The 12,533-nt window shown below is 77.1% G+C and carries 17 protein-coding genes, 1 tRNA gene and 1 pseudogene; 3 read left to right on the top strand and 16 right to left on the bottom strand.

Annotation, left to right across the window (positions count from 1 at the left end; translation table 11 throughout):
• Nucleotides 1-25: 25 nt before the first annotated feature.
• Both ACYVOF_RS11585 and ACYVOF_RS11580 read right to left on the bottom strand, forming a co-directional pair.
• Entirely contained in the window at nucleotides 26-499 is a 474-nt protein-coding gene (locus tag ACYVOF_RS11585; protein ID WP_460866606.1) for a hypothetical protein, read from the bottom strand.
• Nucleotides 500-609: 110 nt separating this feature from the next.
• Nucleotides 610-831, bottom strand: a complete 222-nt coding sequence (locus ACYVOF_RS11580; RefSeq protein ID WP_460866604.1) for a DUF3618 domain-containing protein — start codon at nucleotides 829-831, stop codon at nucleotides 610-612.
• Nucleotides 832-915: 84 nt separating this feature from the next.
• Between ACYVOF_RS11580 and bcp the strand changes: the two genes are divergently transcribed.
• Nucleotides 916-1,389 carry a thioredoxin-dependent thiol peroxidase gene (bcp, locus tag ACYVOF_RS11575; RefSeq protein ID WP_460866603.1) on the top strand — a complete coding sequence of 158 codons (474 nt, stop codon included), beginning with the start codon at nucleotides 916-918 and terminating at the stop codon, nucleotides 1,387-1,389.
• A gap of 9 nt (nucleotides 1,390-1,398) precedes the next feature.
• Here bcp and ACYVOF_RS11570 read toward each other — a convergent pair whose 3' ends face one another.
• Nucleotides 1,399-2,136 (bottom strand): potassium channel family protein, encoded by a 738-nt coding sequence (locus tag ACYVOF_RS11570; RefSeq protein WP_460866600.1) that lies wholly within the window; start codon nucleotides 2,134-2,136, stop codon nucleotides 1,399-1,401.
• Nucleotides 2,137-2,180: 44 nt separating this feature from the next.
• Nucleotides 2,181-2,264: transfer RNA gene (locus ACYVOF_RS11565), tRNA-Leu, on the bottom strand.
• Nucleotides 2,265-2,352: 88 nt separating this feature from the next.
• Here ACYVOF_RS11565 and ACYVOF_RS11560 point away from each other — a divergent pair.
• Both ACYVOF_RS11560 and ACYVOF_RS11555 read left to right on the top strand, forming a co-directional pair.
• Complete coding sequence (locus ACYVOF_RS11560) at nucleotides 2,353-2,796, top strand: hypothetical protein (protein WP_460866599.1); 444 nt, start codon at nucleotides 2,353-2,355, stop codon at nucleotides 2,794-2,796.
• On the top strand, nucleotides 2,793-3,143 hold the full coding sequence (locus tag ACYVOF_RS11555) for a DUF3817 domain-containing protein (RefSeq protein WP_460866597.1): 351 nt from the start codon (nucleotides 2,793-2,795) through the stop codon (nucleotides 3,141-3,143). Before ACYVOF_RS11560 ends, ACYVOF_RS11555 begins: the two co-directional genes overlap by 4 nt.
• Here ACYVOF_RS11555 and ACYVOF_RS11550 read toward each other — a convergent pair.
• The 12 genes and pseudogenes from ACYVOF_RS11550 to clpS form a co-directional block, all read right to left on the bottom strand.
• Nucleotides 3,140-3,748, bottom strand: a complete 609-nt coding sequence (locus ACYVOF_RS11550; protein WP_460866595.1) for a non-canonical purine NTP pyrophosphatase — start codon at nucleotides 3,746-3,748, stop codon at nucleotides 3,140-3,142. The two genes, ACYVOF_RS11555 and ACYVOF_RS11550, sit on opposite strands and share 4 nt — an antisense overlap.
• 7 nt (nucleotides 3,749-3,755) lie before the next feature.
• Nucleotides 3,756-4,532 (bottom strand): ribonuclease PH, encoded by a 777-nt coding sequence (rph, locus tag ACYVOF_RS11545; protein WP_460866593.1) that lies wholly within the window; start codon nucleotides 4,530-4,532, stop codon nucleotides 3,756-3,758.
• 9 nt (nucleotides 4,533-4,541) lie between these two features.
• Nucleotides 4,542-5,684, bottom strand: a complete 1,143-nt coding sequence (locus tag ACYVOF_RS11540) for an MSMEG_0565 family glycosyltransferase (RefSeq protein ID WP_460866591.1) — start codon at nucleotides 5,682-5,684, stop codon at nucleotides 4,542-4,544.
• Between the two features lies 1 nt (nucleotide 5,685).
• Nucleotides 5,686-7,128, bottom strand: coding sequence for an MSMEG_0567/sll0787 family protein (locus tag ACYVOF_RS11535; RefSeq protein WP_460866589.1), 1,443 nt, complete (start codon nucleotides 7,126-7,128; stop codon nucleotides 5,686-5,688).
• A 74-nt stretch (nucleotides 7,129-7,202) separates the two neighbouring features.
• Nucleotides 7,203-7,634: an SRPBCC family protein gene (locus ACYVOF_RS11530; RefSeq protein WP_460866587.1), complete on the bottom strand. Its 432-nt coding sequence runs from the start codon at nucleotides 7,632-7,634 to the stop codon at nucleotides 7,203-7,205.
• A gap of 93 nt (nucleotides 7,635-7,727) precedes the next feature.
• Entirely contained in the window at nucleotides 7,728-8,555 is an 828-nt protein-coding gene (locus ACYVOF_RS11525) for an MBL fold metallo-hydrolase (RefSeq protein WP_460866585.1), read from the bottom strand.
• A 92-nt stretch (nucleotides 8,556-8,647) separates the two neighbouring features.
• A pseudogene (gene murI, locus ACYVOF_RS11520) lies at nucleotides 8,648-9,455 on the bottom strand (glutamate racemase); the annotation flags it as partial.
• Nucleotides 9,452-10,078 (bottom strand): rhomboid family intramembrane serine protease, encoded by a 627-nt coding sequence (locus tag ACYVOF_RS11515; RefSeq protein ID WP_460866584.1) that lies wholly within the window; start codon nucleotides 10,076-10,078, stop codon nucleotides 9,452-9,454. The pseudogene murI and the gene ACYVOF_RS11515, both read right to left, overlap by 4 nt.
• A gap of 49 nt (nucleotides 10,079-10,127) precedes the next feature.
• On the bottom strand, nucleotides 10,128-10,640 hold the full coding sequence (locus tag ACYVOF_RS11510) for a hypothetical protein (RefSeq protein WP_460866582.1): 513 nt from the start codon (nucleotides 10,638-10,640) through the stop codon (nucleotides 10,128-10,130).
• 3 nt (nucleotides 10,641-10,643) lie between these two features.
• Complete coding sequence (locus tag ACYVOF_RS11505; RefSeq protein ID WP_460866580.1) at nucleotides 10,644-11,651, bottom strand: P1 family peptidase; 1,008 nt, start codon at nucleotides 11,649-11,651, stop codon at nucleotides 10,644-10,646.
• Nucleotides 11,648-12,226, bottom strand: a complete 579-nt coding sequence (aosR, locus tag ACYVOF_RS11500; RefSeq protein WP_460866578.1) for an oxidative stress transcriptional regulator AosR — start codon at nucleotides 12,224-12,226, stop codon at nucleotides 11,648-11,650. Before aosR ends, ACYVOF_RS11505 begins: the two co-directional genes overlap by 4 nt.
• A 10-nt stretch (nucleotides 12,227-12,236) precedes the next feature.
• Nucleotides 12,237-12,530 (bottom strand): ATP-dependent Clp protease adapter ClpS, encoded by a 294-nt coding sequence (clpS, locus tag ACYVOF_RS11495; protein WP_460866577.1) that lies wholly within the window; start codon nucleotides 12,528-12,530, stop codon nucleotides 12,237-12,239.
• Between the last annotated feature and the right edge of the window lie 3 nt (nucleotides 12,531-12,533).

The raw sequence follows: 12,533 nt of genomic DNA, 5'->3' as shown, positions 1-12,533 counted from the left end.
AGGGGTCGCGGGCGGGGACGACGGGCTACTCGACGTGGTGGGTGTCCCAGATGCCCTCGAGGTCGGCCTCGGCCACCGGCGACCAGCCGTCCACCCGGGACACCGCGACCGAGAGCACCGCGAGCGTGGTGCCGGCGGTGCGGGCGTTGGCCAGGTGCACGGTGTCGAGCTCGGCCGGCTCGGCGTCGACGAGCGCGAGGTCCTGCTCGTCGGCCAGGGACTCGAAGCGCTCGGCCCCGGACTCCCCGCCGGACTGGTGGCGCGCGGCGAGCCGGGCGGCGGTGGTGGGGTGCACGGCGACCCCGGTCACCAGGGCGCCGCCGACGAGCAGGCTCACCGGTGCGCCCAGCGACGGCGAGGCGGTGCGCTCGAGCAGCCACTCCCGCAGCGCGCGCTGGTGCACCCCGGCGTCGCGGGCGGCGGTCTGGTCGGCCGGGTGGTCCGCCGCGGCGGCCTCGGCGGCGTCGGGGGGCAGGGTCAGTCCGGTGTCGTCGCTCACACCCGGGATCATGCCGGGTCGGGGAGCGCGTGGGGTGGTGGACGCGCCCTCACGCGACGACGGCCGGACCCCGTGCGGGGCCCGGCCGTCGTCGGGGTCGGCGGTGCGGCTCAGCTGCGCACGGCGCGCACCACGAGGACGAGGACGAGAACCCCGGCCCCGGCGAGCGCGGCGCGCACGGCGGGCTCGTCGAGCTTGGCGCGCAGCCCGGTCTTGGCGTCCTCCACCAGCCGCTTGGGGTTGGCGCGGACGGAGAGCTCGTCGAGCGTGCTGGCCAGCTGGTCTCGGGCGCGCTCGATGTCGCGCTCGATGCTGTCGGTGTCCCGGGCCACTGGGCCTCCTTCGGTGCGCGGACGTCGCGCTCACCGTAGAGCAGAGCGGGCCCGGGCCGTGCGCCGGAGCGCTAGCGTGGCCGCGTGAGCACCGCAGCACGCCTGTCGCCCGGCGACCGGGCCCCCGACTTCACCCTCCCCGACGCCGACGGCACAGAGGTCTCGCTGGCCGACTACCGCGGCCGCCGCGTCGTCGTCTACTTCTACCCGGCGGCCGGGACGCCCGGGTGCACCAAGCAGGCGTGCGACTTCACCGAGTCGCTGGGCGACCTGGACGGCGCCGGCCTGGACGTCGTCGGGATCTCCCCCGACCCGCCCGCGACGCTGCGGACGTTCCGCGACGCCGAGGGGCTGGGGTTCCCGCTGCTCTCCGACGCCGATCGCAGCGTGATGACGGCGTGGGGGGCGTTCGGGGAGAAGACGATGTACGGCAAGGTCGTCACCGGGGTCATCCGCTCCACCTTCGTCGTCGAGGCGGACGGGACCATCGGGGTGGCGCAGTACAACGTCCGCGCCACCGGCCACGTGGCCAAGCTGCGCCGTGACCTCGGGGTCTGACCGGTCCGGTCACTCGGGACGCGGTGCCGCCGCGTCCGCCCCGACGGCCCGCTGGATGCTGGCCAGCTGCGCACGCACCGCCGCCAGCTCGCTCGCCAGCTCCCCCACCCGGTCCTGCTGCTCGCGGTCCTGGGTGCTGCGGCCCTGCGCCACGAACCACGCGGCGACGCTGGCGCTGACGATGCCGACCATGGAGATGCCCACCAGCATCAGCGCGGCGGCGACCACCCGGCCCAGCCCGGTCACCGGGTAGAGGTCGCCGTAACCGACGGTGGTGACCGTGGTGATGCCCCACCACAGCGCGTCACCGATCGAGGTGATGCTCGCGTCGGGCGCCCCCCGCTCCGCGTCGAGCATGGCCAGCGCGGCCACGGCGACGAGCAGCACCGCGCCCACCACGATCGCCTGCCCGGAGGCCAGCAGCCCCAGCCGGCGGGTGAAGATCGTCTGGCTTACCGCGAACACGCGCAGCACCCGCAGCGGGCGGAACACGGGCAGCGCGACGGCCAGCACGTCGACCGGGTGGCTGAGCAGGAACTGCACCGGGCTCTCGGCCAGCCGCAGCCGCCAGCCCAGGTCGAGCGCGAAGGCGATCCACACCGCCAGGTCGGCCCAGTCGCACACGGTGCGCAGCCAGCCGTCGACCGCCGGGTCGAGGATCGGGACGGCGTAGGAGGCGAGGAAGACCAGGGCCAGGCCGGTCATCGGCCCCGCGGTGCGGCGCTCGTAGCGCTCGAGTCGGCTCACGGGGCACCACCCTGGCAGACCGTCCGGCGCCGGGGGCCCGGCCGTGCGCGAGGCGGGACTCGAACCCGCACGCCCTCTCGGGCACCAGGACCTAAACCTGGCGCGGCTGCCGGTTACGCCACTCGCGCGCGGCCCCTGCCGGGGCCGCTGCGAGCATAGGTCGTCCCCGCCCGCCGTCCGGTGGCCCGGCCCGCCCGCGCGGGTACCGTCGCGGGCGTGTCCACCCCGTCCGCGCACCGCCGGCCCGCGGTCGTCGCGCTGGTCGTGCTGGCCGCGGCGGCGTGCCTGGCGCTGGGCTGGTGGCAGTGGACGCGCTACGAGTCGGGCTCGGGCTCCTTCCAGAACCTGGGCTACGCGCTGCAGTGGCCGCTGTTCGCCGCGTTCGTGGTCTACGCCTACCGCCGCGTGGTGCGGCTCGAGGCCGGCGAGCCCGAGGACGCCGACGCGGCCACGGACGAGCAGGGTCGCGTCGGCCGCCCCGCCCAGCGCACCCCCGTGGTCACCGAGATCTCCGCCGCGGCGCTGCCCACCCGCGCCGCCCGCCCGGCCCGTGACGACGGGGCGGCCGACGACCCCGGCACCGACGACGACCCGGTGCTCGCCGAGTACAACGCCTACCTCGCCCAGCTCGACCGTGACACCCGGAGGACCACCCCGTGACCGAGCAGACCGGCACCGCGACCCCGGCCGGGGCGCTGCCCCCGAAGATCTCCGGGGCCCTGCTGCGCTACCGCGTGCTCGCCTACGTCACCGGGATCTGGCTGCTGCTGCTCACCGCGGTGGTGGTGGCCAAGTACGGCTTCGGCGCCTCGCCCCCGGGCTTCGTCGCCGTGGTCCACGGCTGGGTCTACGCGGTGTACCTGGTGCTGACCCTGGACCTGGCCGTGAAGGCCCGGTGGCGGCCGCTGCCCGCCGTCGGCGTGCTCGTGGCGGGGACGGTCCCGTTCCTGTCCTTCGTGGTCGAGCGGGCCGTCACCGCCAAGGTGCGCCGCGGCGAGCGGCTCTAGCCCGTCCCGTCGGCCAGCGCCCGCAGCGCGGGCACCAGCTGGGCCAGTGCCCGGCCGCGGTGCGAGGCGGCGTCCTTCTCCGCCGGGCTCAGCTCGGCCGCGGTGCGCGAGGACCCGTGCGGGGCGAAGACCGGGTCGTAGCCGAAGCCGCCGGAGCCCCGCGGCGCGGTGAGCACCGCGCCCGGCCACTCGCCGCGCACCACCGTCTCCCCCGCGGGGGACACCAGCGCGCACGCGGAGACGAAGGCCGCGCCGCGGCGCGCGGCGGGCACGTCGGCGAGCTGGGCGAGCAGCAGCGCGGTGTTGGCGGCGTCGTCGCCGTGGCGGCCCGACCACCGGGCCGAGAGCACGCCCGGCATGCCGCGCAGCGCGTCGACCTCCAGCCCGGAGTCGTCCGCAACGCAGGCCAGCCCGGTCGCCGCGGCACCGTCGCGCGCCTTGGCCAGGGCGTTCTCCTCGAAGCTGGCCCCGGTCTCGGGGGCCTCGGGGTAGGGCGGGACCTCGTCGAGGCCGACGACGTCGACGCCCGCCACGCCCGCCTCGGTGACGATGCGGCGCAGCTCGGCCAGCTTGCCGGCGTTGCGGCTGGCCAGGAGCACCCTCACGCCGCGCTCAGCCCTTCTTCTTGCCCTTGGCGGGCGGCTCGGGCAGCACGCCGGGGTAGGGCTCGGCCAGCACGCGGGCCTGCTCGGCGGCCAGCTGGGCGCAGCCCGCGGTGGCCAGGTCGAGCATCTTGTCCAGGGTGGAGCGGGCGAAGGTGGCGCCCTCCCCGGTGCCCTGCACCTCGACCAGGGTGCCGGCGTCGGTGGCGACCACGTTCATGTCGACCTCGGCGCGGGAGTCCTCCTCGTAGGGCAGGTCGAGGCGCACCCGGCCGTCGACCACGCCCACGCTGACCGCGCTGACGGCGCAGGACAGCGGCTGCGGGTCCTCCAGCGCACCCTTGGCCCGCAGCCAGGTGATGGCGTCGGCCAGGGCGACGTAGGCCCCGGTGATGGCCGCGGTGCGGGTGCCGCCGTCGGCCTGCAGCACGTCGCAGTCCAGCGCGATGGTGTTCTCCCCGATGGCGCCGAGGTCGATGCAGGCCCGCAGCGCGCGCCCCACCAGCCGGGAGATCTCCTGGGTGCGCCCGCCGACCTTGCCCTTGACCGACTCGCGGTCGTTGCGGGTGTGGGTGGCCGCGGGCAGCATCGCGTACTCCGCGGTGACCCAGCCCAGCCCGGAGCCCTTGCGCCAGCGGGGCACGCCCTCGGTGACGCTGGCGGTGCACAGCACCCGGGTGGAGCCGAACTCGACGAGCACGGAGCCCGCCGGGTGGTCGGTGTAGCCGCGGGTCAGCCGGACGGCCCGCATCTCGTCGTCTGCTCTGCCGTCGGCGCGTCGGGACACGCGGCGAGCCTATCGGCCGCGGGTGGGCGCGCTCCCACCCCGGGCGCCGACCCGGTCCCGGCCCCGGTACAGCGCCAGGTGCGCCGCGGCGGCCGCGTCCCAGGTGTACCCCAGCGCCAGGTCGCGGCCGCGGCCCGGTGCGACGCTGGGCGCGGCGAGGGCCGCGGCGAGGGCGGGGACGTCGGCGGCGCGGTCGACGGTGTCGCCGAGCACCTCGCGCAGCACCGGCAGGTCCCGGCACACCACCGGCACCCCCGCGGCCAGGGCCTCCAGCGCGGCCAGTCCGAAGCCCTCCTGCACCGAGGGGAAGGCGAACACCCGCGCCGCGGCCACCAGCGACGGCAGCGCCGCGTGGTCGACGGGGCCCAGCAGCACCAGGTCGACCCCCAGCTCGGCGGCGCGGGCCAGCACGGCGTCGCGGTAGCCGCGGTGGTCGAACACCGTCGACCCGCCGGCCACGACGAGGCGCCGCCCGCCGGGCACCCGGGCCACGGCCTCGACGAGGTCGGCGGTGCCCTTGCGCGGCTCGATGCCACCCACGGCCAGCACGTAGTCCCCCAGCTCGCCGCGCCACCGGTCCCGGGCGGCCGCGGCGGCGGGCTCGTCGGCGGCCGCGGCGACGAAGCGGGCGGCGTCGACCCCGTTGGGGATGACGGTGGCCGTGATGCCCCACCCGGCGTGCAGCTCGGCGGCCACGGCGGCGGAGACGCAGACGTGCCCGGCGGGCTCGACGACGGCGCGCTCGTGGCAGCGGGCCAGCACGGGGGTGGTGAACCGGTCGAGGTGGTGGACGGTGCGCAGCACGTCGTCGTGGCTGCGCGCGGCGGCGGTGAAGCTCAGGCAGTCCTGGGCGTGGACCACCGCGTACCGCTCGGTGCGGGCGGCGAAGGCGGCACCGAGGGCGTCGATGGACCGGACGATGCGGTCGGCGAAGTCCTCGCCGTCGCGGTCCGGCACGCCCACGACGCGCAGGGTGACGCGGGGGTCGACGGGGCGGAAGAAGCCCGCGTCGCCGTCGCGGCCGATGCTCCACACGGTGACGTCCTCGCCGCGGGCGGCCAGGGCCTCGGCCAGGGCGAGGGTGTGCACCACCCCGCCGCGGGGCCGGGTCGAGTACGTCAGCAGCGCGACCGGGCCCGCGAGCGCGGCCACGTCAGGCCGCGCCGAGCCCGGTGACGCCCCCGGGCACGGCCACCGTCGTCGCCCCGTCGGGCCACCGCAGGGCCACCCCGGCGCCGGCGACGAGCCGGCCGCACTCGGCGGTCACGGCCGGGCCGGCGGGCAGGCCCGGCGCCCCGGGGGTCTCGGTGGTGAGCATGCCGAAACCGGGGAAGCACGTCAGCCAGTCCCCGACCCCGGCGCCCGCGGGACGGGGCACGGCGACGACGTCGAGCACCGCCCCGCACCCCGAGGCCTCGGCCAGCATGCCCAGGGTGCCCACCACCCCGGCCATCGAGACGTCCTTGGCCGCGTGGGGCCGGGCCAGGCCGACCCCGGCGTGCATCGCGCGCAGCTCGGCGCCCGAGCGGTGGCTCGAGGAGTCCCACTGCCGCCCCGTCGCCCCCGCTCGCCAGCCGCCGCCGAGGTCGGCGGTGAGGCGCACCGCGTCGCCCACCCGTCCGCCACCCGCGGGCACCGGGTGCGGCGTCCGGCCGAGCGCGGTGACGCTGAGCGCGGCGGGCACCCCGAGCTGGGTGTGCCCGCCGAGCAGCGGCACCCCCCAGGCCTCGCAGCCGCGGCGCAGGCCGGCGACCACGCGGCTGACGAAGGAGGCGTCGCGCCCGGCGACGGCGTCGAGCAGGCCGACCGGGGCGGCGCCCATCGCGGCGAGGTCGTTGAGGTTCACCAGCACCCCGCACCACCCCGCCCACTCCGGGTCGCGCTCGACCATCGAGGGGACGATGGCGTCGTTCGCGGCCACGAGGTCGCTGCCCGGCACCGGGGCGGCGTCGTCACCCACGAAGCCGGGGCCCCCGAGAGCCGCACCACCGGAACCTCCCGCACCGGCGAGCAGCGCCGCCAGCGGGGCCTTGGTCGCGGCGACGAGGGCGGCGACCCGGCCGACGGGCCAGCGCATCCGCACGTGCGGGTGGCCGTGGACCACGCCGGCGCCCACCGCGTCCCAGCCCAGCCGGGTGAACAGCCGGGCGTTGGCGGGCTGCACGTCGGCCTCGAAGCGCAGCGCGCCGTGGGCCTCGGCGCGGGCGCAGGCGGCCCGGACCAGGGCGGGGCCCACCAGCCCGCCGCGGCGGGCGTCGCGCCGGACCACGAGCCGGTCGCCGTGCCACCACCCCAGGTCGGGGCCCGGGCCGGCCGGGTGCAGCCGCACCCCGCCGACCACCTCGCCGCGGGCGTCGCGCGCCACGAGGACGACGGTGCGGGGGTCGCGGTCGAACTCGTCGGTGTCGTCGCGGTCGAAGATCCCCTGCTCGTCGACGAACACCGCCCGGCGCAGCGCGGCGTGGGCGGCGAGGTCGGCCCCGTCGCGCGCCTCGCGGAGGACGGGGCCGGACCCGGACCGCCCCCGCCGCTCCCCGAGCAGCGCGGTCACCTCGACGGGCGGGTCCGGGTCGACCAGTGGGCGCCCCGACAGCATGGGTCCGATCCTTCGCCCGGTGCGTGTCGGTCGCGTTGCCCGGTGGTCACACCCGGATGACCGGCGGGCGGGGCCTAGCTGCCGTCGAGGGCCTTGGTGATGCCCTCCACGGTCTCGTCGCCGAGCTTCTCGAAGGTGTGGCCCATGAACGGGTCGGCCACCTTGGCGACGCCGTGGAACTCGATGTGCGAGGAGTAGGTGATCTGCGAGCCCTCGCCGTCGGGCTCGACGGTGATGTCGTCGTTCGAGGTGGCGGTCTTGTTCTTGCCCACCAGCAGGACGCGGCGGTCCGTCCACTCCTGCAGCTCGTAGGTCAGCTCGGTCTCCTTGCCCAGCACCTTGGACACGTTGTGCCAGGTCGAGCCGACCCGCACGGGCCCCTCGCCCTCGGGGGTGCAGGAGACGGTGCCCGGGTCCCACTCCTCGGCGTGGGCGAAGTCGGCCAGGTAGGCCAGGACCTCCTCGGGCGGGCGGCGGACGGAGAACGTGCGCTGCACGTCGACCACGGGGTACCTCCTGGAGCTGGGGAACACGGTCGCCCCAGGGGAGCACGCGACGCCGCGTCGTGCAGGCTCGAGCGCCGCGGACGCCCGGGTCGGTTAGGCGCGGACGCCGCCGGGCACCCCGGGCAGCGCCCCGCCCGCCACGCCGCCCCCGGTCTCGGCGGGGGTCACCTCGATCTGCTCGCGCGCCCCGACCGCCCGCACGGGACCGTCGAACTCGGCGCGCGCCTCGGCCAGCACGGCCTCCCGGCTCGTCCACGGCGGCACGTGGGTGATGAGCAGCTCGCCCACCTCGGCACGCTGCGCCAGCCGGCCGACCTCGGTGCCCGACATGTGCACGCCGACGGGCCGGTCGTCGGCGTGGGTCCAGGACGCCTCGGCCAGCAGCACCGACGCGCCGCGCGCCAGCTCGACCACGTCGTCGCGCAGCGCGGTGTCCCCGGTGTAGACCAGCGTCGTGCCGGCGCCGTCGGTGATGCGCAGCCCGTAGGCCTCGCACGGGTGCCACACCCGCTGCGAGCGCACGGTCAGCTCGCCCAGCCGGATCACGCCGCCGTCCACCCAGTGGTGGACCTCGACGGCGTCGGAGATGTCGTCGACCTCGCCCGGGACCTCCGACGACGCGGCGCCGAGCCGCAGCGCCGAGCCGGACGGGCCGTGCAGCCGCAGCGTCGAGGTGCACGGCACCGGGTGGTAGCGCAGCCACACCAGCAGCCCGGCGACGTCGAGGCAGTGGTCGGCGTGCAGGTGGCTGAGCAGCACCACGGCCTGCGCGGGGTCGACGTAGCGCTGCAGCTGCCCCAGGGTGCCCCCGCCCATGTCCAGCACGACCGGCGGCGCACCGGCCGCCTGCAGCAGGTAGCCCGAGGCCGGCGAGTCCGGGCCGGACACGCTTCCCGAGCACCCGAGGATCGTGAGCAGCATGGGCTCATGCTGCCACGCCTGCGCGGGGGTGTGCCGTGCGCCACGGCCCCCACCAGCGGGACGTGCAGCCGGTGACCAAGGGGTGACCCGACGTGGTCAGCCGCGGGCCGGGGCGGGTGCGCCGACGAGCTCGGGGCCCAGGAAGCGACGGCCGAGCCGCGCGAAGCTCTCGGGGTCGCCGGTGGCCTCGAAGGTGCGCACCGCCGGGTCGCCGCCGTGCTCGCGCAGCAGGTCCGCCCGGGTCAGGACCTTGACCACGTCCTTGGCCGTCTCCTCCGCGCTGGACACCAGCGTCACCGGGTCGCCCATGGTCAGCTGCAGCACGCCGGAGAGCAGCGGGTAGTGGGTGCAGCCGAGGACGAGGGTGTCGACGTCCGCGCGCTGCAGCGGCTCCAGGTAGGCCTGGGCGAGGCCGAGCACCTGGCGGCCGGTGGTGATCCCGCGCTCGACGAAGTCGACGAAGCGGGGGCAGGCGACGGTGGTCAGCTCGACGTCGCGGGCCGCGGCGAAGGCGTCGTCGTAGGCGCGGCTGCGGACGGTGCCCGCAGTGCCGATCACCCCGATGCGCCCGGAGCGGGTGGTGGCCACGGCGCGGCGGACGGCGGGCAGCACGACCTCGACGACCGGGACGGGGTAGCGCTCCCGGGCATCCCGCAGGCACGCGGCCGAGGCGGTGTTGCAGGCGATGACGAGGGCCTTGACGCCGCGCTCGACGAGGTCGTCGGCGACGGCCAGGGCGTGGCGGCGGACCTCGGCGAGCGGCAGCGGGCCGTAGGGGCCGTTCGCGGTGTCGCCGGTGTAGAGGATGTGCTCGTCGGGCAGCTGGTCGATGATCGCCCGCGCGACGGTGAGCCCGCCGACCCCGGAGTCGAACACCCCGACCGGGGCGTCGCGGTTCACGCCCGGTACGTGGGGACGCCCGAGCGGCGCCGGTCACCGCGGCGGGACAGCCACACGGCCGCGAGCAGGCCGCCGACCGCGCCGAACAGGTGGCCCTGCCAGGAGATGCCCGGCGCCCCGGGCAGCACCCCCCACAGCACGCTGCCGTAGACGAGCAGCAGCACCACGCCGAGGACCACCTGGCCGGGGCTGCGGTTGAGCACGCCGCGGACCAGCAGGTAGGTCAGCCAGCCGAAGACCAGCACCGAGGCCCCGAGGTGGAGGGTCCCGGAGGGCGCGACCAGCCAGGTGCCCAGCCCGCCGACGACCCAGGTGCTGGCCGTGACGAGGAAGAACCGGGCGATGCCGGTGAGCAGCACGAGGAAGCCGAGCACGAGCAGCGGGACCGTGTTGCCCGCGAGGTGCCCGAAGCCCGCGTGCAGCAGCGGCGCGAAGACGACGCCCCACAGCCCGTCGACGGAGCGCGGCTCCACCCCGGCGCCGTCGAGGCGGCCGCCGAGCACGGCGTCGACGACCTCCAGCAGCCACAGCACGGCCACGAAGGCGCCGATGACGATCGCGGCGCGCAGCCACACCGCCCTCGCGCCGGTGGGGACCCGGGGCCCGTGCTGGGTGCTGGTCATGTCCCCGATCCTACCGGCGCAGGCCCCGGGGGCCGGTGCGTCGTCGGGCTCAGGCGCCGCCGCGCAGGCCGTCGCGGACCACCGGCCACCACGGGCTCGACCGGCTCCGCGGCGGCTCCCCGGACTGCGGCCCCGGCGGCCCCAGCCACCCGGCGAACCAGCCGTCCACCACGGCCGCCTGCTGCTCCAGGCCGAGCTGCTCCCACGGGCGCACCTGCGGCCCGTAGGCGTAGGGGTCACCGCCGCCGAGCTGCTCGCGCGCGCCCCGCCACAGGTACGCCACCGCCCCACGGCGCTCGAGCTGCCAGGCGTGCACCAGCGCGTGGACCAGCAGCTGCCCCGGCGCCCGCACCCCGGTCGGCCCCGACCCGAACCCGGTGTACCCGGTGGGGTCGTGGACCCCGCGGCCCAGCGCGAGGACCGCGCCCACCCCCGGCAGCGGCACGGTGAACGCCCGGCCCCCGAGCCCGACGGCACCGCTGAGCCGCGCCCGGTCGAGGTCCACCGTCCCGGCCAGCACCGTCTCCGCCAGCTCCCGCTCGGCCGCCCGCAGCCGCCGCACCGCTCAGCCCCGGGCGGCGGCCAGGGACGGCACCATGTCGCGCCAGGCGGGCACCCCCGCCGTGGTCGTCGCGGCCAGCACCGCGGCCCCGATCGCCCGGGCCACGCACGCGGCACCCGCCTCGGCCACCGCGTCGAGCACCGCGACCGGCACCCCCGCGCCGTCCCCGGTGGCCAGCGCGAACAGGGTGTCCCCGTCGAGCATCGAGTGGGCGGGCCGGACCGCCCGGGCCAGGCCGTCGTGCCCGGTGACGGCGAGGCGGCGGCACTGCGGCTTCGACAGCGCGGCGTCGGTGGCGACGACGCCGATGGTGGTGTTCAGCGCGACCGACGGGTGGGCCAGGGCGGCGAGCGCGGCGAGCTCGGCGTCGGTGGCCCGGGCGTCGCGGTCCTCGTGCTCCCAGGGCAGGCCGGTGCGAGGGTCGACCACGGCGCCGGTGGGGTTGGCCACGACGAGCGCGGCCACGGTGCGCCCCGCCGCGGGCCCGTCGTCGAGCACGGTGCTGGCCGTGCCCACCCCGCCCTTGAGCACCCCTGCCCGCGCCCCGGTGCCGGCGCCGACGCAGCCCTGCGCGACGGGGCCGGTACCCGCGGCGTCGCAGGCGGCCCGGCCGAAGGACGCGTCGGGCCGGTGCGCCCAGTCCCCCACGCCGACGTCGAACACCACCGCACCCGGGACGATGGGCACGACCTGGCCGGGCTGCAGGCCCACCTGCAGGCCGTGGCCGCGCTCGTCGAGCCACCCGACCACCCCGTCCGCCGCGGCCAGGCCGAACGCGCTGCCGCCGGTGAGGACGACGGCGTGCACCTGCGTCACGAGGTGGCTGGGGTCGAGCAGGTCGGTCTCCCGGGTGCCGGGGCCCCCGCCGCGCACGTCGACCCCCGCCGTGGCGCCGCCGGGGCAGAGCACCACCGTGGTGCCGGTCGCCCAGCCGGGCTCGAGGCGCTGGTGGTGGCCGACGGCCAGGCCGGGCACGTCGGTGAGCGCGTCGTGGCGGCCGGCCGGGCTCACGGCAGCAGGGCCTGCACCAGCGAGTCCTGCACCCAGGTCAGCCACTGGTACACCCCGAGGTGCCCGGCGCGGGGGTCGTCCTCGGGCAGCTCGTCGGGGGTGTCGGCGTCGATGTCGAGGACCACCCCGAGGGAGAGCCGGACGTCGTTGATGGCCGCGAGCCAGGCGTCGGCCTCCTCGGGGCTCAGCGAGACCTTGCCGCCCTCGGGCGGGCAGGTGGCGAGCACGACGGCCGCCACCTCGCGCTTGGCGTCGATGAGCTCGGGCTCGTGCAGGCTGCGCAGCGCGGCGGCGGAGTCCGCGCCGGCCCCGTCGACCTCGTCCGGGCCCAGCTCGTCGAGCCGGTGGAAGTCGGGCAGCAGCCGGGCCAGCGTCGCGTCCTCGGGCGGCACGGAGCTGCCGGTGCGCAGGCCCGTCATCGCGGCGAGCTCGTCGGTCGGCGCGTCCGCGGCCCGCTCGGCCAGCATCTCGTCGATCGAGCCGACCATGCCGCGCAGCACCGCGGCCTCGGCCTGGTCCAGGGAGCTGCGCAGCCGGGGTCCCGAGAGGGAGGGACGTCGGGACCAGCGCTGCACCGGGCCCAGCCTACGAGTCGCGCTGCAGGGTGGCCCACAGCCCGGCCTCGTGCAGCCGGCGCACGTCGTTCTCCATCGCGTCCCGGGTGCCCGAGGACACGGTGGCCCGGCCCTCCTGGTGCACCTGCATCATCAGCTCGGTCGCCTTGGGCTTGGAGTAGCCGAACAGCTTCTGGAACACGTAGGTCACGTAGTGCATGAGGTTGACCGGGTCGTCCCACACCACCGTCACCCACGGCCGGTCGGTGGCCGCGACCTCCTCGGTGGTCTGCTCGACCTGCTCGACCTCGAGCGGCGCTGACATGGC

It is taken from the genome of Rhodococcus aerolatus, assembly GCF_054783215.1.
This window is presented reverse-complemented; position numbering and strand designations above follow the sequence as displayed.

Coding starts and splice junctions, on each gene's coding strand:
- clpS (WP_460866577.1), bottom strand. CDS start 12,530: ATGTCAGCGCCGCTCGAGGTCGAGCAGGTCGAGCAGACCACCGAGGAG.
- ACYVOF_RS11525 (WP_460866585.1), bottom strand. CDS start 8,555: ATGCTGCTCACGATCCTCGGGTGCTCGGGAAGCGTGTCCGGCCCGGAC.
- ACYVOF_RS11535 (WP_460866589.1), bottom strand. CDS start 7,128: ATGCTGTCGGGGCGCCCACTGGTCGACCCGGACCCGCCCGTCGAGGTG.
- ACYVOF_RS11515 (WP_460866584.1), bottom strand. CDS start 10,078: ATGACCAGCACCCAGCACGGGCCCCGGGTCCCCACCGGCGCGAGGGCG.